This window comes from Thalassospira sp. ER-Se-21-Dark, from assembly GCF_017922435.1.
Lineage (GTDB): Bacteria > Pseudomonadota > Alphaproteobacteria > Rhodospirillales > Thalassospiraceae > Thalassospira.
Genome location: NZ_VDEZ01000003.1, coordinates 302092 through 326888, shown reverse-complemented (window position 1 = coordinate 326888; position 24797 = coordinate 302092). Strand labels below are relative to the sequence as shown.

The 24797-nt window shown below is 55.9% G+C and carries 23 protein-coding genes; 12 read left to right on the top strand and 11 right to left on the bottom strand.

Annotated elements, in window-relative coordinates:
• Positions 1 to 17: 17 nt before the first annotated feature.
• The 4 genes from FHI25_RS14160 to FHI25_RS14145 form a co-directional block, all read right to left on the bottom strand.
• Entirely contained in the window at positions 18 to 2783 is a 2766-nt protein-coding gene (locus FHI25_RS14160; protein ID WP_064790731.1) for a sensor histidine kinase, read from the bottom strand.
• A gap of 3 nt (positions 2784 to 2786) precedes the next feature.
• Positions 2787 to 2966 carry a hypothetical protein gene (locus FHI25_RS14155; protein ID WP_063089075.1) on the bottom strand — a complete coding sequence of 60 codons (180 nt, stop codon included), beginning with the start codon at positions 2964 to 2966 and terminating at the stop codon, positions 2787 to 2789.
• Positions 2967 to 3049: 83 nt separating this feature from the next.
• Complete coding sequence (locus FHI25_RS14150; RefSeq protein WP_040823096.1) at positions 3050 to 3433, bottom strand: response regulator; 384 nt, start codon at positions 3431 to 3433, stop codon at positions 3050 to 3052.
• Between the two features lie 118 nt (positions 3434 to 3551).
• Positions 3552 to 5129, bottom strand: a complete 1578-nt coding sequence (locus tag FHI25_RS14145; RefSeq protein ID WP_210518802.1) for a helix-turn-helix transcriptional regulator — start codon at positions 5127 to 5129, stop codon at positions 3552 to 3554.
• A gap of 202 nt (positions 5130 to 5331) precedes the next feature.
• Here FHI25_RS14145 and FHI25_RS14140 point away from each other — a divergent pair, with 202 nt between their 5' ends.
• From FHI25_RS14140 to FHI25_RS14120, 5 genes are all read left to right on the top strand, one after another.
• On the top strand, positions 5332 to 6693 hold the full coding sequence (locus tag FHI25_RS14140) for an ABC transporter substrate-binding protein (RefSeq protein WP_210518800.1): 1362 nt from the start codon (positions 5332 to 5334) through the stop codon (positions 6691 to 6693).
• A 118-nt stretch (positions 6694 to 6811) separates the two neighbouring features.
• A complete protein-coding gene (locus FHI25_RS14135) occupies positions 6812 to 7828 on the top strand; it encodes a branched-chain amino acid ABC transporter permease (protein WP_008889976.1) in 1017 nt (338 codons plus the stop codon).
• A 2-nt stretch (positions 7829 to 7830) separates the two neighbouring features.
• On the top strand, positions 7831 to 9009 hold the full coding sequence (locus tag FHI25_RS14130; RefSeq protein ID WP_210518798.1) for a branched-chain amino acid ABC transporter permease: 1179 nt from the start codon (positions 7831 to 7833) through the stop codon (positions 9007 to 9009).
• A gap of 3 nt (positions 9010 to 9012) precedes the next feature.
• On the top strand, positions 9013 to 9774 hold the full coding sequence (locus tag FHI25_RS14125; protein ID WP_063089072.1) for an ABC transporter ATP-binding protein: 762 nt from the start codon (positions 9013 to 9015) through the stop codon (positions 9772 to 9774).
• Entirely contained in the window at positions 9771 to 10523 is a 753-nt protein-coding gene (locus FHI25_RS14120; protein ID WP_008889979.1) for an ABC transporter ATP-binding protein, read from the top strand. Before FHI25_RS14125 ends, FHI25_RS14120 begins: the two co-directional genes overlap by 4 nt.
• A 366-nt stretch (positions 10524 to 10889) precedes the next feature.
• On the opposite strand, the gene FHI25_RS14115 is transcribed toward FHI25_RS14120, so the two are convergent.
• Positions 10890 to 11360, bottom strand: coding sequence for an Lrp/AsnC family transcriptional regulator (locus FHI25_RS14115; RefSeq protein ID WP_210518796.1), 471 nt, complete (start codon positions 11358 to 11360; stop codon positions 10890 to 10892).
• 163 nt (positions 11361 to 11523) lie between these two features.
• On the opposite strand from FHI25_RS14115, the gene hppD reads away from it, so the two are divergent.
• Complete coding sequence (gene hppD / locus FHI25_RS14110; RefSeq protein WP_210518794.1) at positions 11524 to 12636, top strand: 4-hydroxyphenylpyruvate dioxygenase; 1113 nt, start codon at positions 11524 to 11526, stop codon at positions 12634 to 12636.
• 79 nt (positions 12637 to 12715) lie between these two features.
• On the opposite strand, the gene FHI25_RS14105 is transcribed toward hppD, so the two are convergent.
• Genes FHI25_RS14105 through FHI25_RS14095 form a run of 3 tightly spaced genes read right to left on the bottom strand, consistent with a single transcriptional unit; the run spans position 12716 to position 15620 of the window.
• Entirely contained in the window at positions 12716 to 14029 is a 1314-nt protein-coding gene (locus tag FHI25_RS14105) for a TRAP transporter large permease (RefSeq protein ID WP_210518792.1), read from the bottom strand.
• Positions 14029 to 14565 (bottom strand): TRAP transporter small permease, encoded by a 537-nt coding sequence (locus tag FHI25_RS14100; RefSeq protein WP_008889984.1) that lies wholly within the window; start codon positions 14563 to 14565, stop codon positions 14029 to 14031. Before FHI25_RS14100 ends, FHI25_RS14105 begins: the two co-directional genes overlap by 1 nt.
• Positions 14562 to 15620, bottom strand: a complete 1059-nt coding sequence (locus FHI25_RS14095; RefSeq protein WP_210518790.1) for a TRAP transporter substrate-binding protein — start codon at positions 15618 to 15620, stop codon at positions 14562 to 14564. The genes FHI25_RS14100 and FHI25_RS14095 overlap by 4 nt, the downstream gene beginning before the upstream one ends.
• Positions 15621 to 15823: 203 nt before the next feature.
• Between FHI25_RS14095 and FHI25_RS14090 the strand changes: the two genes are divergently transcribed.
• Positions 15824 to 16666, top strand: coding sequence for an IclR family transcriptional regulator (locus tag FHI25_RS14090; RefSeq protein WP_210518788.1), 843 nt, complete (start codon positions 15824 to 15826; stop codon positions 16664 to 16666).
• Between the two features lie 11 nt (positions 16667 to 16677).
• Here FHI25_RS14090 and FHI25_RS14085 read toward each other — a convergent pair whose 3' ends face one another.
• Entirely contained in the window at positions 16678 to 17106 is a 429-nt protein-coding gene (locus tag FHI25_RS14085) for a MarR family winged helix-turn-helix transcriptional regulator (protein WP_210518786.1), read from the bottom strand.
• A gap of 80 nt (positions 17107 to 17186) precedes the next feature.
• On the opposite strand from FHI25_RS14085, the gene hmgA reads away from it, so the two are divergent.
• The 3 genes from hmgA to maiA all read left to right on the top strand — a co-directional run bounded on the left by hmgA (position 17187) and on the right by maiA (position 20314).
• Complete coding sequence (gene hmgA / locus FHI25_RS14080) at positions 17187 to 18557, top strand: homogentisate 1,2-dioxygenase (RefSeq protein ID WP_210518784.1); 1371 nt, start codon at positions 17187 to 17189, stop codon at positions 18555 to 18557.
• Between the two features lie 66 nt (positions 18558 to 18623).
• On the top strand, positions 18624 to 19643 hold the full coding sequence (locus FHI25_RS14075; RefSeq protein WP_210518782.1) for a fumarylacetoacetate hydrolase family protein: 1020 nt from the start codon (positions 18624 to 18626) through the stop codon (positions 19641 to 19643).
• Between the two features lie 11 nt (positions 19644 to 19654).
• Positions 19655 to 20314 (top strand): maleylacetoacetate isomerase, encoded by a 660-nt coding sequence (gene maiA, locus FHI25_RS14070; protein WP_210518780.1) that lies wholly within the window; start codon positions 19655 to 19657, stop codon positions 20312 to 20314.
• Positions 20315 to 20332: 18 nt separating this feature from the next.
• On the opposite strand, the gene FHI25_RS14065 is transcribed toward maiA, so the two are convergent.
• Positions 20333 to 21925: a gamma-glutamyltransferase gene (locus tag FHI25_RS14065; protein ID WP_210518778.1), complete on the bottom strand. Its 1593-nt coding sequence runs from the start codon at positions 21923 to 21925 to the stop codon at positions 20333 to 20335.
• Positions 21926 to 22065: 140 nt separating this feature from the next.
• Between FHI25_RS14065 and FHI25_RS14060 the strand changes: the two genes are divergently transcribed.
• Complete coding sequence (locus tag FHI25_RS14060) at positions 22066 to 22779, top strand: GntR family transcriptional regulator (protein ID WP_008889992.1); 714 nt, start codon at positions 22066 to 22068, stop codon at positions 22777 to 22779.
• A 107-nt stretch (positions 22780 to 22886) separates the two neighbouring features.
• On the opposite strand, the gene FHI25_RS14055 is transcribed toward FHI25_RS14060, so the two are convergent.
• The gene (locus FHI25_RS14055; RefSeq protein WP_210518776.1) at positions 22887 to 23312 is read right to left on the bottom strand and encodes a nuclear transport factor 2 family protein; all 426 of its coding nucleotides are present in this window, start codon (positions 23310 to 23312) and stop codon (positions 22887 to 22889) included.
• A 270-nt stretch (positions 23313 to 23582) separates the two neighbouring features.
• Between FHI25_RS14055 and FHI25_RS14050 the strand changes: the two genes are divergently transcribed.
• Positions 23583 to 24770, top strand: a complete 1188-nt coding sequence (locus FHI25_RS14050; RefSeq protein WP_210518774.1) for an ABC transporter substrate-binding protein — start codon at positions 23583 to 23585, stop codon at positions 24768 to 24770.
• Positions 24771 to 24797 lie beyond the last annotated feature (27 nt).

Below are 24797 nucleotides of genomic sequence, written 5' to 3'. Positions count from 1 at the left end.
TTATTTGTTCGGCGGTGTTAGCTGCCAAAGGATGCCGGTTTGGCGGGCTTGATGGCTTCCATGATGGTGCCGGGAATGAAAACGCGGAAGGTTGCCCCACGTCCCGCAGGGCTTTCAGCCCATATCTTGCCCTGACAATGTTCGACAACATGCTTGGCAATCGCAAGGCCAAGGCCTGAACCGGATGGTTTGGGTTTGTCATCGGCGTATTTGCCGCCGCGCGAAAACTTGTCAAAGATGATCTCAAGCTCGTTCGGGGCAACGCCCTTGCCGTTATCGGTGATCGAAACCAGATAGCCGCCATCCATGGCTTCCCCGCGCACCGATACTTCGGGGTGATCTGGGGCAGAGAACTTGGCAGCGTTCGATAGCAGATTGATGAAGACCTGCGTCAGGCGATCGCGGTCAACATGCAACAGCGCCGAATTACGCGAATATTCCTTGGTCAGAACAACACCCTTGGCATCAAACAGGCCTTTAACCGCATCGATACTTTCATCAAGTACCGTGCGCGGATCGACTTCGACCGCGCGCCAGTCAGAATGACCGGCTTCAAGACGGGCAAGGTCAAGATGATCATCAATCAGGCGGGTCAGGCGTTCGCTTTCGCGGACAATGATTTCAAGGAAGTGATCGGCTTGTTTCGGGTCCAGGTTCGGGGAGTCGACCAGAATTTCTGAAAACGACCGGATCGAGGTCAGCGGCGTTCTGAATTCGTGGCTGACCATGGTCAGGAATTCATCCTTAAGCCGGTCCAGTTCCTTGAGCCGTTCGTTGGCGGCACGCAGTTCGGCGGCGGCTTTTTCAAGTTCGCGCGACTTGGTTTCAAGGCGCTGGGAATATTCGATAACGTGAGAGGTTTCTTCCAAAATCTCAAGCACTTCATCAAGGCTGACCATTTCGCCCTTGGCAACAGATGACACCATCACACGGGCCGATGCCGCGCCGATGGAGCCCGCCAGAAGCCGTTCGGTAAAGGCAATCATGTCGGCATCGGCTTCGCCCTTGCCGCGCCAGGATGGATCGATGCTTTGATCAAACTGGCGGAAAGACTGATAGGCGCGATCCCGGCCCAAAAACCGTTCGACCAGTTCATAAAGATCATTGGCCGAGGCTGAGGATCGCCAGATCACGGTGTCCTGCCCCTTGCGGGAAAAGGCATCAACAAACAGGGTAGCCTGAATACGTTCAAGCGCGCTTGGCTCGGTAAACAGACTGATCAGAACATAGGCGGCGGTATTGAGTGAAATCGACCAGATCAGCGCATGGGTCAGGGGGGCAAAATCCGTCAAACCAAACAGGCTTTCGGGGCGCAACCACGGATGGCCAAACGCGCCATTGAGAATAAGGGACGGATCCATCCAGCCGCTATCGGCAAGCGATGGCAGCAACAGGGTATAGCCCCAAACGGCAAAGCCGATGGTAAGGGCCACCTGCGCGCCGGTGCGCGTGCCACCCTTCCAGTAAAGCCCGCCAATCATGATCGGAATGAACTGGGCAATGGCGGCAAAGGAAATCAGCCCGATTTCGGCCAGCGCATCACTGGCCCCGGCAGACCGGTAATAGGCAAAGCCCATAAACACCACGACGACGATAGAGGCCCGCCGGATAAAGATCAAAAGCCCGGTCAGATCATCACGTTCGGTCAGACGCAGCGGGCGAATGCGCAAAAGTGCCGGCACAATCAGGTCGTTACATACCATGGTCGAAAGCGCGATGGTCGCAACAATCACCATGCTGGTGCTGGCCGACAGGCCGCCAACATAGGCGAGTAACGCCAGCATTGATTGATCTTCAAACAGCGGCACGGAAATCACAAAGAAGTCCGGGTCCGACCAGACCGGAAGGGCACCAAGCCCCGCCAGTGCAATCGGCAGAACAAACAGGTTCATCGCCAGCAGATAAAGCGGGAAGGCCCAGCTTGCGGTGGCAAGGTGACGCTCATCGACATTTTCAACAATGATCACCTGAAACTGGCGCGGCAGACAAAGGATGGCCGCCATCGAAAGCATCATCAGCGTCAGCCAGCGCGAACTGCCCCCTTCGGGCAGCATCAGAAGCTTTGCCGTATCGGCGTTTTCGGCTGATTGGGCAAACAGGTCGCCAAGCCCGTCATACATCACAAACGAGACAAAGAAGCCAACGGCCAGAAGAGCAAACAGCTTGACCAGACTTTCAAAGGCGATGGCGGCAACCATGCCTTCGTGATGTTCATCAGCATCAATGAAACGCGTGCCAAACAGAATGCCAAACAGGGTCAGGCCAACCGCGGCCCAAAACCCGCTATCGGAAAAGATGCTGACCGTTTCGCGGACCGGTTCGACCATGCCGAATTCCCAGCCGGTCAGCACGGTGTAACTGGTGGCAATCGCCTTGAGCTGAAGCGCGATATAGGGCGTGGTGCCGATCACCGCGATCAGGGTTACAAGGACTGAAAGCTGCGTGCTTTTGCCATAACGTGACGAGATAAAGTCAGCAATCGAGGTAATGCGATGGGCCTTGGAAATGCGCAACATCTTGCGCAGCAAAAACCACCAGCCGAGAAAGATCACGGTCGGGCCCAGATAGATCGTCAGATATTCAAGCCCGTTGCGCGCGGCTGTTCCGACCGCGCCATAAAACGTCCATGACGTGCAATATACCGCGATGGATAAGGTATAGACCGTCGGGTTGCGGACCCAGGAATGGCCATCGCGCGCACGCTTGTCGCCCCACCATGCAATCGCATACAGCAGGCCGACATAAATCAGCGACACAAGGATGACCAGTTCCGAGGATAGCATGGGCTATTTCCTCTCGATCTGGGCGGCACTGCGCAGCGCACGGGTCAGAACGGCGCACAGCGCAATCAGGATAGCCCATCCGGCAAAGAAATAGACAAACAGGATCGGCAGGCCAAGGATCGTGCCATCAAGCGAAAACATCCCCACAATCGGCGGCAGCCAGATGAACAGCGCCACCAGCATCAGAACAAGGGCGCGTTCGGTAAGTTTGCGTGGTGGTGTGATGGGGGCCTCCTGCGCATTGATGGGGAACGCAAATGTACGCGTCAGTTTTCCGCACGTTCCAGCAGGGCTTTGACCCGGGACACAACATCGCGTGTGGAAAACGGCTTGGTGACAAAGTCATCCACGCCAAGTTCAAGCCCCTTGCGGCGGTCCACTTCGCGGGTTTTGGCAGTCAGCATCATGATGGGCATTTGTCGGGTGTTGGGATCGTTACGCGCTGCGCGCACGACTTCAAACCCGTCGCAAACGGGCATCATGACATCAAGTAAAACCATGTCCGGAATATCGCGCGCAATCATCGAAATCGCCGTACGGCCATCCGTTGCGACACTGACGTCATAGCCTTCCTTTTCCATCAGAAAGCTGAGTGATTCGACAATGGTTTCCTCGTCTTCGGCAATCAAGACCTTTGGTCTCTCATTCAAGGACGTTCTCCCCGATTTTTTGGATTTTTATATTCCCAATCCTAACGACTTACGGGCTGAATGATAATGCTACTTTGGGGTGGTATACATAAGACGTTGCTTGAAAGCCCTCATCAGATCATTTTTTGGCGGTTTTCGGCGTGCCATCGGCCATTTCATAGGCTCGCTGTGCGCAATCGTCGCGCGGGCACTGGCGGCATGAAATCCCGACCGGCACCGCCGATTCAGGACGATCAAGCGACAATCGGTCGCCATAAACCACATCATTTGAAAAGGCCGTGTCGCAGCCGATCATCACCGAATGAACCGAGCGCGGAACGCCATATCCGCCGGCCCCGGACCGCAAGGCGCGCGCAACAAACAGAAATTCACTGCCATCGGGCAGGCGGACAAATTGCGGAATGACGCGTTCGGGCGCGGTATAGGCTTCATGCACGACCCAGCGCGGGCAGGCCCCACCATAACGCGGCAATTGCAGGCCCGATGCCGAGAACCGTTTGGAAATGTTTCCGGCGATGTCGGTGCGCACCAAGTGGAACGGAATGCCTTCGGCCCCCGGGCGACGAAGCGTCGTCAGGCGGTGGCAGATCTGTTCCCAACTCGCGGCGTAGCGTTGCTGTAAAAGTTCGATGTCATGGCGCATCCTGCGCGCATCATCCAAAAACAGGTCATAGGGGAACAGCAGTGCGGCGGCGGTATAGGATATCAATGCCTCGGATGCGCGAACCCGTCCGGCTTTGCTGCCAATCTGGGCGCGGTCCAATATCTCGTTGATCGGGTCTGCGGCCTCAAGCCGGCAAATGGTGCGTGCCGCCTGAAAGCGCGCCGAGGTGATCGGAAGGGCGCGGGAAATGCGCAGGGTATTATCCTTGGCATCCCACTGATAGCCGCTTGTCAGGAAGTCCTCGGACGGGCGGCGTTCGATCCGGGTGTTGTGGGTGTCTTCCAGATAATTGATCAGATCGGTCAGATAGAGCCCGCCATCGGGATCAATCACCGGGCGCATCTTGTTGGCGTGGTCTTCAAGGGCGGGGAAGTGGTTGGCATTGTCATACAGCAGATCATCAACTTCCTCGGCCGGGCTGGCAGCCGGGCGGCCGGCCTCGCCGCGTTCAAGGAAGTTGAAAATTTCGGTCGCGGATTCGGCAAGGCGCTGGGATTCGCGCACCAGTGTCGCGTTAAAGCGTGCGCGCTGGTCGCGTGACAGATCATCATAATCATCGAAAATCTCGGCCACTGTCCGGATCGAGGTAATCCGGGTCAGGATCGAATGGCTGGCCTCGGTCAGGAACGGGTCGTGGCTGAGCCGTTCGGACAGCGCGTCAATATCATCAAGACCGCTGCGATAGGCGCGATACAGCGACAAGAACGCAGTGATCATGCCCGGTGAGGCGGCAATCATCGCCGGGAATTCGCGGCTTTCGACCGGGGTGGTGCGAAAGACCGGGTCGGATGCAACTTCGGCCAGATCCGAAAGTAACCGGCTTTCCTCGGAGCCTGACAGGCTATGGGGATGAATTTCCAGTGCCTCGGCAATCCGCATCAACAATCCACCGCCGATCGAGCGGCGGTTATGTTCGATCAGATTAAGGTAGGACGCCGAGATACCCGCAGCCTTCGCCAGGGCATTCTGGGTCATCCCGATGTCTTTTCGCCGTCCGCGAATGCGGTGTCCGATGGGGGCCTGACGCGCCATACTAAAGTCTTACCTGTTGACAGAATTTACTAATTTTCACAAAGCTCATCTATATATTTACAAAAAAGTTCTTTTATATCAACTAGGTGTTGATTCATTTTCAGATGATCCTCATTGTTTTGTCAGGTCGATAAAAAAACGAACCAAAAAACAGGCCTCAGATTTCTCTGAAACAGATCCCAAGACATTGGGGAGGAAAACCATGTCGGAGACTAAGCTTATCGGAAATGTATCTCGTCGTACGATCCTGAAGGGATCCGCGGCAACCACGGGTGCAGCCCTCATCGGCGGCACTTTCCCGATGCATTTCATCAAGAACGCGCATGCCCAGACCTTCCGGGGTGATCCGGGCAGTGCTGCCAGCGTCAAACTCGGTTTCAACGTGCCGCAGACCGGCCCGTATGCCGATGAGGGTGCTGACGAATTGCGTGCCTATCAGCTTGCGGTCAAGCACATCAACGGCGAAGGCGACGGCGGTATGCTCAATACCATCAAGCCGCTTGAGCTCAAGGGTAACGGCATCCTCGGCAAGAAAGTCGAGTTCGTGACCGGTGATACCCAGACCAAGTCCGATGCTGCGCGTGCTTCTGCCAAGCGTATGATTGAAAAAGACAATGTGGCGATGGTCACCGGTGGTTCGTCCTCTGGTGTGGCAATTGCCGTGCAGGGTCTTTGCCAGGAAATGGGCGTCATCTTCATGGCGGGTCTGACCCACTCGAACGACACTACCGGCAAAGACAAAAAGCGTTATGGCTTCCGCCACTTCTTCAACGCTTACATGTCCGGTCAGGCGATCGCGCCGGTTCTGCTCGACGAGTATGGCGCAGAACGCCGCGCTTATCACCTGACGGCCGATTACACCTGGGGCTGGACCCAGGAAGAATCGATCAAGGCCGCAACCGAGAATATCGGTTGGGAAACCGTCAACACGGTACGTACCCCGGTTGGTGCGGGTGACTTCTCCCAGTACATCACCCCGGTTCTGAACTCTGGCGCAGATGTCCTGATCCTGAACCACTATGGTAAGGACATGGTCAACTCCCTGACCCAGGCCGTTCAGTTCGGTCTGCGTGACAAGCAGGTGAATGGCAAGAACTTCGAAATCGTTGTTCCGCTCTATTCCCGACTGATGGCACAGGGTGCTGGCGAAGCTGCAAAAGGTATCCTTGGGACCACCAACTGGCACTGGTCGCTTCAGGATGCCGGTTCGCAGGCCTTCGTGAAATCGTTCGGTCAGGAATACGGCTTCCCGCCGTCCCAGGCTGCACATACCTGCTACGTCCAGACGCTGCTTTATGCAAACGCCTGCGAACTGGCCGGTACCTTCGCACCTTGGGAAGTCATCAAGCAGCTCGAAGGTTTCGAGTTCGATGGCGCGGGCAATGGCCCGACCCTGTACCGTGCAGAAGACCATCAGTGCTTCAAGGATGTTCTGGTCGTGCGTGGTAAAGAAAACCCGCAGTCCAACTTCGACCTTCTTGAAGTCGTCAAGGAAGTGCCGCGGTCACAGGTCGAATATCCGGCCGACATGTTCGGCGGTGAACTGGGTCCGTATCAAGTCTGATGCACCCAAATTGATGCAAGCAGGGCCGGCCATCTCCCAATGGTCGGCCCGTTTGCCCTCTGGCCTCGGCCTGTACGACTTTTGACTAAGTCCCTTACGAATACGCGGCGGATATCTGATGGACGCTATATTTCTTCAAATCCTGAATGGTCTGGACAAGGGCGGTGCCTATGCACTGATTGCGCTTGGCCTGACCCTGGTGTTCGGCACGCTTGGCGTGGTGAACTTCGCGCATGGTGCCATCTTTATGATGGGCGCATTTTGCGCGGTAACTCTCGAAAAACTTTTGACCCTTTCGGTCAAGGTCAAGGATGAGTCGGTTACCTTCTTTGACGCCTACAAGGAAACGCCCTACCTCGAACTGTGGTTTGGCGATACCGGCACGGCGATCATTGATTGGTCGGTGCCGTTATCGATCATTCTGGCAATACCGGTGATGTTGCTCATCGGCATTGTCATGGAACGCTCCCTCATCCGGCATTTCTACAAGCGTCCTCACGCCGAACAGATTCTTGTGACCTTTGGTCTGGCCATCGTGCTTCAGGAACTGGTCAAGGCCGCCTTTGGCGCAAACCCGATCCCGCAGGGCGCACCGGATATCGTTTCCGGGTCTGCTGCCGTTGGTGCGATCTTTGGTCTGGGCGAAGCGGTGGTTTATCCGTGGTGGCGTCTGATTTATCTGGCGTTCTCGCTGATCACCATCGGTCTTGTGTTCTCCTTCCTGCATTTCACCACCTACGGGATGGTGGTGCGCGCCGGGATGGCCGACCGCGAAACGGTCGAACTTCTGGGCATCAATATTGAACGTCGCTTTACGATTGTGTTTGGCATCGCGGCCGTGGTCGCGGGTCTGGCAGGCGTGATGTACACGCCGGTTCTGCCCCCGGATTACCATCTGGGCATGGACTTCCTGGTGCTGTCATTTGTCGTGGTTGTTGTGGGTGGCATGGGCTCCTTGCCCGGTGCGGTGGCCGCTGGCTTCCTGCTGGGGATCTTGCAGTCCTTCTCGTCCATGACCGAGGTAAAAGACATCTTCCCGGGCATTGACCAGATCATCATCTACCTTGTTGCCGTCGTCATTCTGCTGACCCGTCCGCGCGGTCTGTTGGGACGCCGGGGCGTGATGGAGAGCTAATAATGTCAAATACAAAAATCGTCTCGCCCAAGAAGGATCTGATCTTCATGGCCATCCTGTCGGCCGTGGTCCTGACCATGCCGCTGTGGTTGCAGCCCTTCGGGGCGGCCTATCCCGACCTGATGCAGAAGTTCATGATCTTTGGCATCTTTGCCATCGGCTATAACATTCTGTTTGGTCTGACCGGTTATCTGTCCTTTGGCCACGCAGCCTTCCTGGGTGTGGGGTCCTACACCGCCGTCTGGTCGTTCAAGCTTTTGTCGATGAACGTTATTCCGGCCATGATCTTTGGTACGGTTCTCTCGGGGCTGTTTGCGCTCGCGATCGGCTTTGTGTCCTTGCGTCGTTCAGGGATTTACTTCTCGATCCTGACACTGGCCTTTGCGCAGATGTCCTATAACCTCGCCTATTCGGTTCTGACCCCGATCACCAATGGTGAAACCGGGCTTCAGCTTGAACAGGCCGACCCGCGTGTTCTGGATCGGATGTCGGGCATCGTCGATGACGGATCGCTTCCGACCCCGAACCTGTTCGGGATCGAAGGCATCGGCTATTCGGGCTTCTATATCTGTGCCGCCCTGATGCTGATTTCGTTCTTCATTTACTTGCGCATCTTCCGCTCGCCGTTCGGGCTTAAGCTGCGCGCGATCAAGTCGAACCAGAACCGCATGGGTTATACCGGGTTCAGCACTCGTCCATATCTGATGACCGCCTTTGTCATCTCGGGCATGTATGCCGGTCTTGCCGGTTCGCTTCTGGCGGTAACCGATCCGCTGGCCGGGGCCGAGCGCATGCAATGGACCGCGTCGGGCGAGGTCGTCCTGATCACGATCCTTGGTGGTGTTGGTACGTTGATTGGTCCGCTTCTGGGCGCTGGTATCATCAAGTATTTCGAGAACATCTTCTCGGCCTTTAACGATACCGTGTTGCTCAATGCGTTTTCCTTCCTGCCCGATTGGCTGGCCCATCCTGTGGCATCGGTGGTTGGCCTGTTTGTCGGCGAAGGTTGGCACCTGACCCTTGGTCTTGTCTTCATGCTGATCGTGATTTTCCTGCCCGGTGGCATCATGGAAGGTATCACGCGCCTGACGCGCCTGGTTACCAGACGTGACAAGGCCGAGCCGAAGTCCGAAGCCCACGAAACCAAAGAAAAAGAACAAACATCGGCGGGGGAGGTCTGATCCATGTCCGAATACATTCTTGACGTCACCGACGTCGACAAGAACTTTGGCGGTCTGCAGGCGCTTTCCGATATCAACCTTCGAGTCAAGGAAGGCACCGTGCACGCGATCATCGGGCCAAACGGGGCAGGCAAATCGACATTGCTGAACGTGATTGTCGGACGCTTGGCACCAAGCCGCGGTCGTGTGTTGCTTGGCGATCAGGTCCTGACCGGCAAGGAACCGCACGAGATCAACCAACTTGGTGTCGCGCGTGTTTTCCAGACGCCGGAAATCTTCCCGGAACTGTCGCTTTTGCAAAATGTGATGGTTCCGGCCTTTGCCAAGCGCGAAGGCATTTTCAAGATGAACTTCCTCAGCAGCCTGTTTGCGGAAAAAGAAGTCCGCGAACATGCTGAACACCTTCTTGAAGATGTCGGCTTGCTTCAGCACAAGGATCATCTTGCCGGTTCGATGTCGCGTGGTGACAAACGTCGTCTTGAACTTGCCATGTGCCTTGGCCAGCAGCCGAAACTGTTCCTGCTGGATGAACCGACTGCTGGCATGTCGCGTCATGACACCAACCGCACGATTGATCTGCTCAAACGGATCAAGGAACGCGGCATGACCAAGGTGATCATTGAACACGATATGCATGTTGTGTTCAGTCTTGCCGATCGCATCAGCGTCTTGGCCCAGGGTGCCATCATTTGTGAAGGCACGCCGGAAGAAGTACGTAACGACCCACGGGTCAAGGAAGCCTATCTCGGAGGGGAAACGGTATGAACGCTTTGCCAAAACAGGAACCCGTCCGTAAACAGGGTGGAGATCCGGCGTTTTTCTCGGTCTATGACATCCATGCCTATTACGGCGAAAGCTATATCGTTCAGGGGCTGTCCTTTGACGTCCGCGAGGGCGAAATTCTGGCCCTTCTCGGGCGTAACGGCGCGGGCAAGACATCAACGCTCCGCACGCTCGCCCGCATGGGCGACCCGGAACTCAAGCATGGTGAAATCTGGCTTGATCACCAGCCATTGCACGAAATGAAGGCCTGGCAGGCGGCCCGTCTGGGTCTGCAACTTGTGCCCGAAGATCGGCGCATCATTCCAGGCATGACGGTTCAGCAGAACCTTGAGCTGGCCCAGATTGCCGAGCCGCATGGCTGGTCGATCCAGCGCATCTATGAACTGTTCCCGCGTCTTGGTGAAAGGGCGGAACAGGAAGCCATCACCCTTTCCGGTGGCGAACAACAGATGCTGGCGATCGGGCGTGCCTTGGCCCGTGACATCAAGCTTTTGCTGCTTGATGAACCGTATGAAGGTCTGGCACCGGTCATTGTTCAGGAAATTGAAAAGACCCTGCAAAACGTCAAGAAGCTCGGCATTACGACGATTATTGTCGAGCAGAACGCAATTGCAGCCCTGAAACTGGCCGACCGCGCGATTATCATGGATAGCGGCGAGATCGTCTTTGACGGGACCGCGCAGGCTGTTCTGGATAACGAGGAACTGCGCGATCAGTACCTTGCCATCTAGTGATTAGGGTCAGGACCCATCAATTTGGTTTTAATGGTTGACCGGATTTGTGCGGATACGCGGAGCAAAGCCGCCGAAAGATATTTATCTTTCAAGGTTTTACGACAAAGTAGCCCGTGCAAATCCGGTTAATCCGAAGGACAGACGTTATATTTGCAAACTCCGGCGTCAAATCCCTTGTGCGGGATACCGACCCGCCCTGCGGGCTTTTCCTTGGATTTCACAAATATAACGTCTGCCATTTAAATCAAATTGATGGGTCCTGACCCTCAATACAGGGGGGCGTCACCGAAACTTTTTTGTAAGGGGAGTTTCGGGACAGGTAAGGCCGTGCCTTACGGGCGCGGCCTTTTCCCTTGTTATGGCTCAAAGATCCGGATCGACGGCAAGTCCCTCGAAATCCTTAAGCACATTCAGCACAATCGATGTCTTCACATGCTGGACCGAGTCATGGGGCAACAGCACCTCATTGACGAAATGCGAAAGTGCGGCCAGGTCCTTGGTCGCGACCTTAAGGTGGTAATCCATCTCCCCGGTCAGCGAAAACGCCTCCAACACTTCGGGCAAATCCGCCAACAGTCTGGCAAACCGTTTGGCATTGTCGCGGTTATGGGTGGCAAGTGTCACCGAAATCACCACCAGCAAGCCCATGCCCATCTTTTGCCGGTCAATATCGGCCCTGTACCCGCGAATGACCTTGTCGTCTTCAAGGCGGGCACGGCGGCGCGAACATTGTGACGCTGAAAGGCCGATGCGTTCGGACAAATCGTTGTTTGTCAGACGGCCGTCGCGTTGCAATTCCGCCAGTATCTTAAGGTCCAGTCGATCAAGTTGCATATTTCACGCGCCAAATGATTGTTTAATGCATGATGTATGCAAAGAATCCCGAAACGCAAGCGTAAATGCACGCACGTTGCACGCGGTTTGGCGCACGATTGGAACATAACAAGAATTCGAATAATTCCAATCATTCGAATGTGCCAATCAAAGGAGACTTCCGATGGGTCCGTTCCCGCATGATGCCCCGCGCGCAACCATTAGCGATGAAAACCCGGCCGGAACCGACGGGTTCGAGTTCGTTGAATTCGCCCATGAAGACGCCGACAAACTCGAAACCCTGTTTACTCGCATGGGATACAGCCCGGTTGCCAAACATAAAACCAAAAACATCACCGTCTGGCGTCAGGGCGATATCAACTACATCCTCAATGCCGAGCCATCCTCCCACGGCATGAAGTTCGTTGAGAAACATGGCCCCTGTGCGCCGTCGATGGCATGGCGCGTGGTCGATGCCAAGCATGCCTTTGATCATGCGGTGTCAAAGGGGGCGGAACCCTATACCGGGGATGACAAGACGCTTGATGTCCCGGCCATCGTCGGCATTGGCGGGTCGTTGCTGTACTTCGTCGATAAATATGGTGAAACCGGTTCGGCCTATGACGCGGAATTTGACTGGCTGGGCGAACGCGATCCGAAGCCAGAAGGTGTTGGTTTCTATTACCTCGATCACCTGACCCATAACGTCTATCGCGGCAATATGGATAAATGGTGGGACTTCTATCGCGATCTGTTTGGTTTCAAGCAAATCCACTTCTTTGACATTGCCGGTAAAATCACCGGTCTGGTCAGCCGCGCGATCACATCCCCCTGTGGCAAGATCCGCATTCCGCTTAATGAATCGACCGATGATAAAAGCCAGATCGAAGAATACCTGCGCAAATACAAGGGCGAAGGCATTCAGCATATCGCAGTCGGCACGGACGGCATCTATGACGCCACCGACAAGCTTGCCGCCAATGATCTGAAATTCATGCCCGGCCCGCCGGAAACCTATTACGAGAAATCGCATGAACGCGTGCACGGCCATGACGAGCCGATTGAACGCATGAAAACCCACGGCATCCTGATTGACGGCGAAGGTGTGGTTGATGGTGGCACGACCAAGATTTTGCTTCAGATCTTCTCGAAAACCGTGATCGGCCCGATCTTCTTTGAGTTTATTCAGCGCAAAGGCGACGAAGGCTTTGGCGAGGGGAACTTCCGCGCCCTGTTTGAAAGCATCGAAGAAGACCAGATCCGCCGTGGCGTGATCAAGGTGGATGCCGCCGAATAAACGGTCTTAACGTCTGAAAATCAAAAGCCCCGGAACAGGTTCTGTCTGTTCCGGGGCTTTGTTTAAAACGCTGTGCCAATCAATAGGCGCCAAATCCCAGCAAATGCGGCAACCACAGAACCAGACCCGGGATTGCAATCATCAGGATCACCCGCACAAAGTCAGCCGCCAGAAATGGCAGGATGCCGCGCGCAAGGGTGGTGATCTTCATGTCCGGTGAAACGCCCTGAATGATAAACAGGTTCATGCCAATCGGCGGGGTAATCAGGCCGATTTCAACAACCGATACCAGAACAACGCCAAACCAGATCGGGTTATATCCAACCCCGGTAATCACGCCATAGGCCGGAACAACGGTCAGAAGGATCATGGACAGGCTATCCATGAAGCACCCGAGAACGACATAAAACACCAGAAGGGCGATCAAAACGACAAGCGGTGAATAGCCCTGTGTGGTGATCCAGTCGACCAAGGTCTGGGTCAGTCCGCTGGTTTCAATGAAGAAATTAAAAAGTGCTGCCCCCACCAGAATAAGGAAAATCATCCCGGTCATGCCGGCTGTTTCGCGAATACCGGTGCGCAAAACGCTCCAGGTCAGGCGCTTGCGCATAAAGGCAAACAGCAACGCCGCCCCCGCACCAACGGCCGCGGCCTCGGTCGGGGAAAACAGGCCAGCATAAATGCCGCCAATCACCAAGGCGATCAAAAGGACCGCATCCCACATTTGCAACAACGCGCCCCATCGCTGCGGCCAGGGCACATAAGTGCTGACTGGCGCAAGCGATGGATCGTGCATCACCTGAATACGGATGGAGGCGATATAAAGAACCGTCGCCAAAAGACCGGGGATCATCGCACCGGCAAACAGCGCGCCAATCGATTGTTCGGTCATCAGCGCGTAAATCACCAGCAGGATCGATGGCGGAATGAGAACGCCAAGCGTGCCACCCGCCGCAATCGATGCCCCGGCAAGGCTCTTGGCATAGCCGCGCTGACGCATTTCAGGCAGTGCTACCCGCCCCATGGTCGCACAGGTCGCAAGCGACGATCCGCAAATTGCGCCAAACACCGCACTGGCCCCGATGCTCGATGCGGCAAGTCCGCCCGGACGATGTCCGGAGAACGCCGTGATGCCACGAAACAGGTTGCTTGAAAGGCCGGAGTGTGAGGCGAACACGCCCATAAAAATGAACAGTGGCACCACCGAAAGGCCATAGGGGAAAATCGCCTCAAACGGCAGGCTTGCCATCACATAGCTTGCCGACATCCAGTCGGTCAAAAGCAGCGTTCCGATAATACCAACCACCGCCATCGCGACAGCAACCGGTACGCGCAACAGGGCCAGTGCAAGTGCTGCAACAAACCCGATCAATCCCGCCCATTCCGTCGCCATCAGTTATTCTCGTTCGTTAAAAGCATTTTCAGAAAATGGACAAGACAGACCACGGTCGATATCGCCATGCCGCTGAGAAGGAAGCCCCAGAACAGGATCATCGGGATCTCAAGGTTCTGCGACACGTCGCCATAGCTCCATTGTTCCATCGCGCGTCCCCATGACAGATAAAACAGGAACGCCATCAACCCGGCACACAGAAGCGGTATCAGGGTGTCGATGATGCGAAACAGGAAGCGAAGATGGTTCTTGCCGACCAGATCGACCGTGACATGGGCATGGGCGCTAAACGCATAGGGGATCGCCCAGGATGCCGCCGCCATGACGCAAAACTGGGTCAGGTCAACCGCGCCCACCATCGATTGGCCGCCAATGCGGCGCCAGATGATATCGACAACCACAATGGCAATCGCACCGATCAGTGCGGCCATGCCGACAAAAGCCAGAATGTCGGTCAGTCTGTTCATAAAGCGGTCAGTGCGGTGAACCGCGGCATAAAGCCGCGATCCACCGAAGTTTTCAGTCGGCTGGGTCATTTGTCGCCAGCGTGATATTTGGCATCAAATTCCGCGATAAGTTCCTGCGCGCGCGCATAGATCGCCTCAGGATCTGAAACGCCTTTTTCCTTCAGGCTGGCAAGGTATTCCTTGATCATCGGCTGGGATGCTTCCTGCCATTCGGCACGGGTGGCGTCATCAATCGTGATGATTTCATTGCCGTGTTTTTCCGCATCAGCCCTGCCAACGGCTTCCCATTTGTCCCACCAGTCGCCGAATTTCCCGACAAGGACATCGCCGGAAATTTCGTCAATTGCGGCCCGCACGTCGTCGGGCAGGCTGTCATATTTTTTCTGATTCATGACGAAATAGAAGCCGGCGGTATAGGCCGCGGCATCGGTGTGATATTTCAAAAGTTCATTGGCCTTGACCGCATTGACCAGATCCCAGGTGGCAACCAGACCTTCGATATTGCCTTTTTCAAGGTTTTCGTAAATTGCCGAGGGCGGCAGTCCGACCGGGGATGCCCCAAAGGATTCCAGCATTGCTGAAATCGCCGGGCTTGGCGTGCGAAGACGCAGGCCCTTAAGGTCATCAAGCGATCTGACCGGTGTATCAAGGGTGTGGATCAGGCCACCCGGATGGGTAAACAGGCCAAGGACCTTGAAGTCCTGATAGTCACTGCCAAGAAGGCCTTCCTTGTAAAGCTGCCACAGGGTTTCCGACCCGGAATCGGCATATTTCACCAAAAACGGCAGTTCAATCACCGAGGCAGCCGGATAACGGTCACGCGGAATGCCATTCAGGCCCACGGCCATATCCATAACGCCCGCGCGGACCTGATCGGCCTGACGGTCGATTTTGCCAAAGGCCGACGTGGCGTCATAGATCTCGACTTCGACTTTGCCGCCGGTTTTTTCCGACAGTTGCTGTCCCCAGCTTTCAAGGAAGTCTTTCTGGAAGCCGTGGCTTGGCGGCAGATAGTGACTGACTTTAAGGGTGATGTCGGCCGCGTGCGCGATACCGGCACCGGCCAGAATGGTTGCGCCGGTCATAAGACCAAGCAGCGTTTTACGAAGATTAGGATGTTTCACGGATGTCTCCCTATTTTTTTAAGTCGTTCATTTGGTCTTGCGTCTGACCAGCTTCGGGCCAAGCGATTGCTGTGCAGTTGCCATCAGCCTGTGCATGTCTGGGATGGCAGTCTGGGATCGCGCCTGGAATGCTGTTTTTTCTTTGAATTGGAATTATGATATATATAATCAATTACGCAATATGAAATTTATGCAGGTAAATTTTGACCAAAGCCTCGCCCAAAAATATCCCGGATAGCGAAACCGAACATGACATCGCCGACGTGGTTGATGCCGCTGACAAGCGCAAAGGCATTCAGTCGGTCGAGGTCAGTGGCGTCATTATTGCCGCCTTGTGCGATTTCAAATTCCCGGTTCCGCTAAAGGACCTTGCAGACGCGGTTTCTATGCCCGCGGCAAAGGTGCATCGCTATCTTGCCAGTCTGGTGCGCATCGGCCTTGCCTGGCAGGATGATCAGACGGGGCTGTATGGCCTTGGCCCGATGGCGTTGCGCATGGGTGTTTCGGCGATTGAACGCAATGATGTGGTGATGCGCGCCGGTCGGCTGTTGCGCAATCTGGCGATTGAGTTGCGATCATCTGGGCATCTTGCGATCTGGGGGGAACGTGGCCCGGTTTTGATCCGCACCGAACATGGTGGCCCGCCGATCATATCGACCATGGGACTTGGCACCGTCATGCCGCTTTTGCGCTCTGCGACCGGGCAGGCCTTTTTGGCCAGTATGCCGCGCAGCGCAATCGAACATGTCATTTCGGCCGAACAGGAAATCCTGCATTGGGATGATGCCACTGTGGACCGGCTGATTGCCGACACCAAGCAACGCGGGGCGGCTGTGATCGAAGGCGATATCGTGCCCGGTTTATCGGCAATCAGTGCGCCGGTTTATAATCTCGACGGGGCGGTGGCCTGTTGCGTCACGCTGATGAACCCCAATGCCAATTACTTTCAGCCCGACCAGGCGGCCTTTGACGTGTTTACCCGTGCCATTGCCGATTTCACGCAAAGTTGGGGTGGCACGCCGCGCGCGGACTCTGATCAGGCTTAAGGGGGCTAAGGTCACAGGTCGTTAAACCGTTTCAGGAGGTCTGAAAGACGTTTGAATTCATCTTCGCCCAGAAAGTTGCGCACTTTCCGGTCATAGGCGACACCCGCCTCACACAGTGACGTGAAGGCCGATTTTCCCTGCGCTGTCAGGTCAAGGCGATGCACCCGGCGATCATTTTCATCCTGAAACCGTTTCAACCAACGCCGTTTCTCGATGGAAAAGACAGCCCGCGAAACCTTGGTTTTATGCAGTCCGGTATGGGTCACGATTTCGGTCGCGGTTAAGGCACCATACTGGCCGAGTGTCGCCAGAACCCGCCATTCGGACCGCGTCATCCGGTATCGGTCGCGATAGATATCGCGAAAGCCAAGGCTGAGCTTTTCGCTGGCGTGATGCATCAGAAATGGCAGGAAACTGTGAAGATCGAATTCGGATTTCATTGGCTTCAAAAGGCTGTTTGATAGTTACAAAAATTACAGTTACGAATGTAACTATATCAAAGATTGGGAGGAAAAAGGCAATGACGGATCACATTGAGCCGACCAAAAATGCCGAAAAAGGCGGTGCCAACGATCTGCGTTACATGCCCGGTTTCGGCAATGATTTTGAAACCGAAAGTCTTCCGGGTGCGTTGCCCCAAGGGCAAAACAGCCCGCAAAAATGCGCCTATGGCCTTTATGCCGAACAGCTTTCAGGATCGCCTTTCACCGCCCCGCGCGGCACCAATGAACGGTCCTGGCTGTATCGCATTCGCCCCAGTGTCAAACATAACGGGCGCTTTGCCGCCCTTGATCGGCCGTTCTGGAAAACCGCCCCGTGCCTGAATGATCACAGCCTTGCGCTGGGGCAGTTGCGCTGGGATCCGGTGCCGATGCCCAAGGACGCGGTTGATTTCATTTCGGGCATGCGCACCGTCACGACCGCGGGCGATGCCATGACCCAGACCGGCATGGCAAGCCATGTCTATGTCTGTAACACCGATATGGTCGATGACTATTTCTTCAATGCCGATGGTGAACTGCTGATCGTGCCGGAAAGTGGTACGCTTCGCATCTTCACCGAACTTGGCATGATGGATGTCGCCCCGCTTGAAATCGCACTTATTCCGCGCGGCATGCTGTTTAAGGTCAGCATCCTTGAGGCCGGGATTGATGGCGGCGCGCGCGGTTATGTCTGTGAAAACTATGGCGCCAAATTCACCCTGCCCGAACGCGGGCCGATCGGGGCCAACTGCCTTGCCAATCCGCGTGATTTCAAAACACCCGTGGCCGCTTACGAGGACAAGGAAACCCCATGCCGGGTGTTGGTCAAATGGTGTGGGCAGTTCCATGTCACTGAAATTGGCCATTCGCCGCTGGATGTCGTGGCATGGCACGGCAACTACACGCCGTTCAAATATGATCTTCGGACCTTCTCGCCAGTCGGCGCGATCCTGTTTGATCATCCCGATCCGTCGATCTTTACCGTGCTGACCGCGCCAACCGATGAGGCCGGCACCGCCAATGTTGATTTCGTGATCTTCCCGCCGCGCTGGATGGTGGCTGAAAATACCTTCCGCCCGCCCTGGTATCATCGCAACATCATGTCGGAATTCATGGGCCTGATTTGCGGCCAGTATGATGCCAAGGAGGAGGGCTTTGTCCCCGGCGGCATGAGCCTGCATAACATGATGCTGGCCCATGGGCCGGATGCCCACGGGTTTGACAAGGCATCGAACGCCAAGCTCGGGCCCCAGAAACTCGATGGCACCATGGCATTCATGTTTGAGACCCGCTATCCGCAGCAGCTGACGAAATTCGCCGCCGAACTGGAAACGCTTCAGGACGATTATCTTGATTGCTGGTCGGGGCTGGAACGCAAGTTCGATGGCACGCCAGAAGGTCGTCCGTAAGTCACCGCGACCCCAAAAAACAATCACTCAGGACTTAACGAAAAGAATGCCGGAGGCACAAAAACAATGAAACTCGCCACCCTTAAAAATGGTACCCGCGATGGCCAGCTTGTGCTGGTTTCCAAGGACCTGTCGGAATATGTCGATGCCAGCGCGATTGCACCAACCCTTCAGGCAGCCCTTGATAACTGGGCTGATATTGCCCCGCGCCTCAAGGATCTGGCAGGCGATGTCGAAGCCGGATCAGGTCCGGCCAAACGCGTTGCATTTGATCAGACCAGGGCGCATTCACCCTTGCCGCGCGCGTTCCAGTGGGCCGATGGATCGGCCTATGTCAATCACGTCGAACTGGTCCGAAAGGCCCGTGGTGCCGAAATGCCGCAAAGCTTCTGGACCGATCCGCTGATGTATCAGGGCGGGTCGGACAGCTTCCTTGGTCCGCGGGATGACATCCTGATGGGTGACACCGCCTGGGGCATCGACATGGAAGGCGAAATTGCCGTCATCACCGATGATGTCCCGATGGGCGCCAGCCTTGATCAGGCGCGCGATGCCATCCGCTTGATTATGCTGGTCAATGATGTTTCGCTGCGTGGTCTTATCCCCGGCGAACTGGCCAAGGGATTTGGTTTCTTCCAGTCCAAACCATCTTCGGCCTTCTCCCCGGTTGCAGTGACCCCGGATGAATTGGGCGATGCGTGGGACGGTGGCAAGCTTCACCTGCCGCTTTGTGTCGATCTCAATGGCAAGCCGTTCGGGCGCGCCAATGCCGGGATCGACATGACCTTTGATTTTGCCCAGCTTGTGGCCCACGCCGCACGCACCCGTCCGCTCTGTGCCGGGTCGATCATCGGGTCGGGCACGGTATCGAACAAGCTTGATGGTGGGCCGGGCAAACCGGTTGCCGCGGGCGGTGCGGGCTATTCCTGCATTGCTGAAATCCGCATGATCGAAACCATCGAAAATGGTTCGGCGGCAACGCCGTTCCTGCAATTTGGCGACAGCGTCAAAATCGAAATGCGCGATGCCAACGGCCAATCAATCTTTGGCGCGATTGAACAAACTGTGCGCGAATACAAACCATAAAGCCCCCCACTATGAGCGAGATCGTTTTATATGACTATTGGCGATCCTCGGCGAGTTATCGCGTGCGGATTGCGCTGGGGTTGCTCGACCTTCCGTACCGGACGGTGCCGGTTGATCTGCTGGCTGGCAGTCACAAAATCACAGAACATTTGACCCGCAATCCGCAAGGCCTTGTCCCCGCCCTTGAAATCGACGGGGTCATGATGACCCAGTCGGTGTCGATCATTGAATATCTTGATGAAACCCGGCCTGGGCAGGGGCTTTTGCCGACCGAAACGCTGGCGCGCCAACGGGTGCGTGCGCTGTCGCACGCCATTTCCATGGATACCCACCCGGTCTGTAATCTGGGGGTGGTGCGCCATGTCATGGATATCGCCGAGGCCCATGGTGATGACGCCGATGCCGCACGACAGGAATGGATGACGAAATATATCGGATCGGGCTTGGCTGGGTTTGAAGCCATGCTGGCCGGTGACGGGGACGGCACCAACGGCGATTTCTGCCACGGTGCCCGACCATCCATGGCCGATATCTGCCTGATCCCGCAGCTTTATAACGCGCGTCGCTGGAATGTGAGCTTTGCTCACCTTCCGCGAATTTGCGCGATAGAACAACGCTGTAACGCGATCGCGGCCTTTGCCAGCGCCCACCCGGACCAGTGCCCGCGCTAGGCCAAGCGAACGAAGATTCTAAACGCCAATCGCCCTGCCATCGCTGCGCGGATCATGCGCGCCATCGACAAAGCCGTCTTCGTCGATGCGAATGATCCCCGCCTGACCGGCAAGGGCACTTTGCGGTTCAATCGCACGCAGGACATGACCGCGTGCGGCCAGTTCGTCAAACACTTCATCCCCGGCATCGACTTCAAGTTTCAGGCTGTCATTGGTGTCTGAAAACGTCTTACCGAGCAGGAAGCGCGGTTTGGCGAGTGCGTCCGTCGGCGACAGGCCGAAATCAAGCAGTCGGGTCAATAGCATGGCAAGGGTTTGCGGCTGCCCATCGGCCCCTTGCGTGCCATACAGCAGATGCGGCTTGCCCCCCTTAAGCGCCATGCCGGGATTAAGCGTATAGAACGGACGCTTGCCCGCTGCGAAGGCATTCGGGTGGTTCGGATCGGTGCTGAATGCCGCCCCGCGGTTTTGCCAGACAATGCCGGTATCGCCCGCGACAACCCCGCTGCCCCAATCGAAATAGGTGCTTTGCAAAACGCTGGCGCAATTGCCATTGGCATCCTTGGCTGCCAGAAACACCGTATCGCCATGGCGGAACGGATGTGGCCAATCAAGCGCCTTGGTGGTCGAGATATCCTTGGCATCTGCGGCCAGACCGGCGTGATCCAGAAGGGCTGTAAAATCGGTGCTGGTGAAAGCAGGATCGGCGATCTGATCGCGCTTCAGGAATGCGCGTTTGATCGCCTCGACCACCAGATGGTAATGATCCGCCGTTCCGTCAGTCCAGTCCTTTTGACCCAGTTCGCGCAACACCCCCATGGTCATAAGCGTCGCCAATCCTTGCGTCGGCGCGGGCGGGGCAAACAGGGTGACGTCACCATAATCAAGGGACACGGCATCGACCGTGCGGGTGCGGGTTTTCACAAGGTCCGCCTTGGTGATCGGCGATCCGACGGCTGACAGGCCTTTGACAATCTGATCGGCAAGCCCGCCTTCATAGAAATCACGCGCGCCAAATTCGGCAATGCGTTTCAGGCTTTGCGCCAAGTGCGGCTGATGAAATTTCTCGCCAACATGGGGCATCCGCGCATTCGGGGTGAAGACATCCAAAAAGCCCGGCCAGTTGGCGATTTCCTCTTTACGGAAATCAAGCCAGAAACATTGCGACGGACTGATCGCAAAACCGTTTTCCGCAAGCGCAATTGCAGGCGCGATCAATTCCGACAGGCTTTTGGTCCCGCCCCAGTTCTTTGCCGAATGATCTAGCGCGTGTTGCCAGGAATCCACCGTGCACGCCGTGGTCAGGGTCGATCCCGGACCGCGCAGCGGAATTGGGGTGCCGGGCGTGATTGTATCGCCGCCTTTTTCAGCGGCCTGACCAATACCCAGGAAAGACTGCACCTTGCCCGTGTTGTCTGAAACCATCCAGACTGCATCGCCGCCAATGCCACAGAAATGCGGATATGTTACCGCCAACACTGCCGCGGTGGCGACGACGGCCTCAATCGCGGTGCCGCCATCGCGCAAGACTTGCGCACCGGCTTCGCTGGCCGCCGTGCTGGGACTTGTGACCATGGCGCGATGTTCAGGGGCAGTTTGATGGTCGGTCATGGGCTTGGTTCTTTCAGCCAAAAGGATTGATTTCAAACAGGTTAGCGTTATGCGTGCATCGGTTGTGGCGAAATTGCATGCAATCCTTTATACAGGCGCAGGCAATAAAGTGATCGAAACAAGAAACTTGGCGGTTCGGGATGAAAGCTGCGGACAAGGCAAAGCATCGCACAGACATGATCAGTTCGGCATTGCGCTCGGCAATTCTTGAACGCGTGTTGATGCCTGGCATGAAGCTGCCTGAAGATTCCCTTGGCGAACGGTTCGGCGTCAGCCGCACGCTTATTCGGCAGTCGCTTGAACGGCTTGCCGCCGAAGGTCTGGTCGAGCTTCGCCGCAACAAGGGTGCTGCGGTTGCCAAGCCCAGCCTTGAAGAGGCGCGTGATTTGTTTGAACTGCGCACCCAGATCGAAGACCTTGTCATCAGCCGGGTGATTAAGAATATGAGCCCGGAAATTCTCGGCGAACTTGAAGCCCATCTTGCCAAGGAAGTCGAAGCCGAGAACGCGTCCGAGCCGATTTCGATCCGGCTTGCCACCGAATTCCACATCCTGCTCGCCCGCCTTGCCGGAAGCCCGGTCTTGCTGCGCTATGTCGAGGAAATCGGATATCGCTGTGGCCTGACATTGTCGCTTTATGCCCGCCCGCATTCGACCGATTGTGGCATTCAGGAACACCGCCAGATTATCGAGGCCCTTGCCAAGGGCGACGAAGATGCGGCGCGCAAACTGATGCGCCATCATCTGACGGCGGTTGCCGACCGCGCCCTGTTTACGACCAAGGAAAGCGGGCCGCTTTTGTATCTTGATGCGCTGGAACCCTATGCCAAAAAGGTGCGTGACGGCACCAGCTAAGTCTGCTCGCACCACTGCCATATCAACAGCCGAATGCGGGACTTCGCGCGTGACGTGCGGATGGCAAATGGTTGGTGCGGGCTGCATCATTCGGGTTCCCGTCTGGCTCAGGCCTTGATGCCCTTGCGGATCAGGATGCGTTCCGCACTTTCATTCCAGACATCCATTTTGATGATCTTGCCGTTTTCAATCACGAAACGGTCGACATAACGGTTGCCTTCAAACGGGGTGCCGTCCGGCCATTCGCCGTAAAGCCAGCCGGTGCTGTAAACAACAGTCTGGCCGTTGGTATGGGCGACATCAAACTGACCGAACTTCTTTTTCACCCATTTATAACGCGCGGTGTTAAACGCCGTGGTGCCCGACGGATGATCGTACTTCTGACCATCGGTAAAGGTGATGACGACATCATCTGACATGAATGTCGCCGCCAGTTCCGGGTCGGGTTTCATGGATGCATCAAGAAAATCACGTACCGTCTGCGCCTCTGGTGGCAGGGTATCGAGCACATTTTCCGCGGTTTGGTCACTCATTTGGAAGGCCTCTGTTTTCGGGAATTGATCTGGCATCAGCATAAACGCTGTGCAGAAATTTTGCATGCACTAATTTTATGCAAAAATTGCATGCAATCTGCGTATACATGAGGCAATTCTGTTTTCTGCCCGGATCGAAAAACGCCTAAGTCACTGATTTTGAATGATTGTGATTCTTGGCATGTCGCTTGCTGCAGTGCGGTGACGATTTGGTGCGCATGCCGAATTTGCGACGCCGGACGACGCAGACACATAATCAGGGAGTCTCACATGCCTATTTCTTCGCCTTTCCGGAAAATAACGCGGCGTGCCGCCCTTCTCGGGGCTGCTGCTGCGCTGATGTTCGCCACTACCTTGCCTTCCCATGATGCCCGTGCAGAAGACACTGTGAAGCTTGGCCTTGTTGCCGCACTCAGTGGTCAGTCGGCCAAATCGGGTGAAGCCATTACGCGTGGCATCACCCTTGCGATTGACAAGATCAATGCCGAGGGCGGTGTTCTTGGCAAGCCGCTTGAACTTGTATCGCGTGATGATGAAAGCAACCCGGGCAAGGGTCTGGTTGCGGCCCGTGAACTGGCCCAGCGCGAAGGCGTTGCGGCGATCATTGGCGGTCTTGATACGCCGGTATCCTTTGCCATCGTGCCGTACGTTAACCAACAGAAAATCCCGTTCATCGGCCCGTGGGCTGCCGGAACCGGGATCACCAAAAACGGTGCGGATGAAAACTATGTCTTCCGCGTTTCGGCTGTTGATGAATATGTCGACGAAGCCATCACGGAATATCTGATCGCCAATTACGGTGCCAAGAAACCGGGCATGATCCTGATCAACAACCCGTGGGGGGAGTCGAATGAGAAGGGCTTGCTCAAGGCGCTTGAAAAGCGTGGCATGGATCATGCCGGGATCGAAAAGTTTGAGTCAAACGATGTCGATGTCGTCCCGCAGCTGACCCGTCTAAAGGAAAACGGCGCTGATTCCCTGTTTGTCGTTGCCAACGTTGCCCCGACCGCACAGGTGATCAAGTCGCTTGATCGCATGGGCTGGGATGTTCCGATTTCATCGCATTGGGGTCCGGCCGGTGGCCGCTTCACCGAACTGGCTGGCAAGTCGGGCGAGAAAGTCCACTTCATCCAGACCTATCTGTTCACCGATCCGGCTAATCCGATGTTCGTCAAACTTCAGGAAAAGTTCCCGGAAATCGAAACCCTTGCCGACGTGACCCCGGCGACCGGCATCGCCAACGCCTATGACGCGACCCTTCTGATCGCAGCCGCCATTGAAAAGGCAGGTTCGACCGAAGGGCCGGCCATCCGCGAAGCCATGTACGAAATCAGCAGTGTCGAAGGCATGATCAAAACCTATGACAAGCCGTTCACCCCGGACGATCAGGATGCGCTTGGTCCGGAAGACTACACCTTCGCGCATTTCGTCGAAGGCCAGATCATTCCGATCAAATAAGCAATAGGGTCCTGACCCTCAACCCTG

Bases quoted from the DNA above. Each gene is read 5' to 3' on its own strand.
- FHI25_RS14160 (WP_064790731.1), bottom strand. From the start codon at position 2,783: ATGCTATCCTCGGAACTGGTCATCCTTGTGTCGCTGATTTATGTCGGC.
- FHI25_RS14155 (WP_063089075.1), bottom strand. From the start codon at position 2,966: ATGCTGGTGGCGCTGTTCATCTGGCTGCCGCCGATTGTGGGGATGTTT.
- FHI25_RS14145 (WP_210518802.1), bottom strand. From the start codon at position 5,129: ATGGCGCGTCAGGCCCCCATCGGACACCGCATTCGCGGACGGCGAAAA.
- FHI25_RS14140 (WP_210518800.1), top strand. From the start codon at position 5,332: ATGTCGGAGACTAAGCTTATCGGAAATGTATCTCGTCGTACGATCCTG.
- FHI25_RS14135 (WP_008889976.1), top strand. From the start codon at position 6,812: ATGGACGCTATATTTCTTCAAATCCTGAATGGTCTGGACAAGGGCGGT.
- FHI25_RS14130 (WP_210518798.1), top strand. From the start codon at position 7,831: ATGTCAAATACAAAAATCGTCTCGCCCAAGAAGGATCTGATCTTCATG.
- FHI25_RS14125 (WP_063089072.1), top strand. From the start codon at position 9,013: ATGTCCGAATACATTCTTGACGTCACCGACGTCGACAAGAACTTTGGC.
- FHI25_RS14120 (WP_008889979.1), top strand. From the start codon at position 9,771: ATGAACGCTTTGCCAAAACAGGAACCCGTCCGTAAACAGGGTGGAGAT.
- FHI25_RS14115 (WP_210518796.1), bottom strand. From the start codon at position 11,360: ATGCAACTTGATCGACTGGACCTTAAGATACTGGCGGAATTGCAACGC.
- hppD (WP_210518794.1), top strand. From the start codon at position 11,524: ATGGGTCCGTTCCCGCATGATGCCCCGCGCGCAACCATTAGCGATGAA.
- FHI25_RS14105 (WP_210518792.1), bottom strand. From the start codon at position 14,029: ATGGCGACGGAATGGGCGGGATTGATCGGGTTTGTTGCAGCACTTGCA.
- FHI25_RS14100 (WP_008889984.1), bottom strand. From the start codon at position 14,565: ATGACCCAGCCGACTGAAAACTTCGGTGGATCGCGGCTTTATGCCGCG.
- FHI25_RS14085 (WP_210518786.1), bottom strand. From the start codon at position 17,106: ATGAAATCCGAATTCGATCTTCACAGTTTCCTGCCATTTCTGATGCAT.
- hmgA (WP_210518784.1), top strand. From the start codon at position 17,187: ATGACGGATCACATTGAGCCGACCAAAAATGCCGAAAAAGGCGGTGCC.
- FHI25_RS14075 (WP_210518782.1), top strand. From the start codon at position 18,624: ATGAAACTCGCCACCCTTAAAAATGGTACCCGCGATGGCCAGCTTGTG.
- maiA (WP_210518780.1), top strand. From the start codon at position 19,655: ATGAGCGAGATCGTTTTATATGACTATTGGCGATCCTCGGCGAGTTAT.
- FHI25_RS14065 (WP_210518778.1), bottom strand. From the start codon at position 21,925: ATGACCGACCATCAAACTGCCCCTGAACATCGCGCCATGGTCACAAGT.
- FHI25_RS14060 (WP_008889992.1), top strand. From the start codon at position 22,066: ATGAAAGCTGCGGACAAGGCAAAGCATCGCACAGACATGATCAGTTCG.
- FHI25_RS14055 (WP_210518776.1), bottom strand. From the start codon at position 23,312: ATGAGTGACCAAACCGCGGAAAATGTGCTCGATACCCTGCCACCAGAG.
- FHI25_RS14050 (WP_210518774.1), top strand. From the start codon at position 23,583: ATGCCTATTTCTTCGCCTTTCCGGAAAATAACGCGGCGTGCCGCCCTT.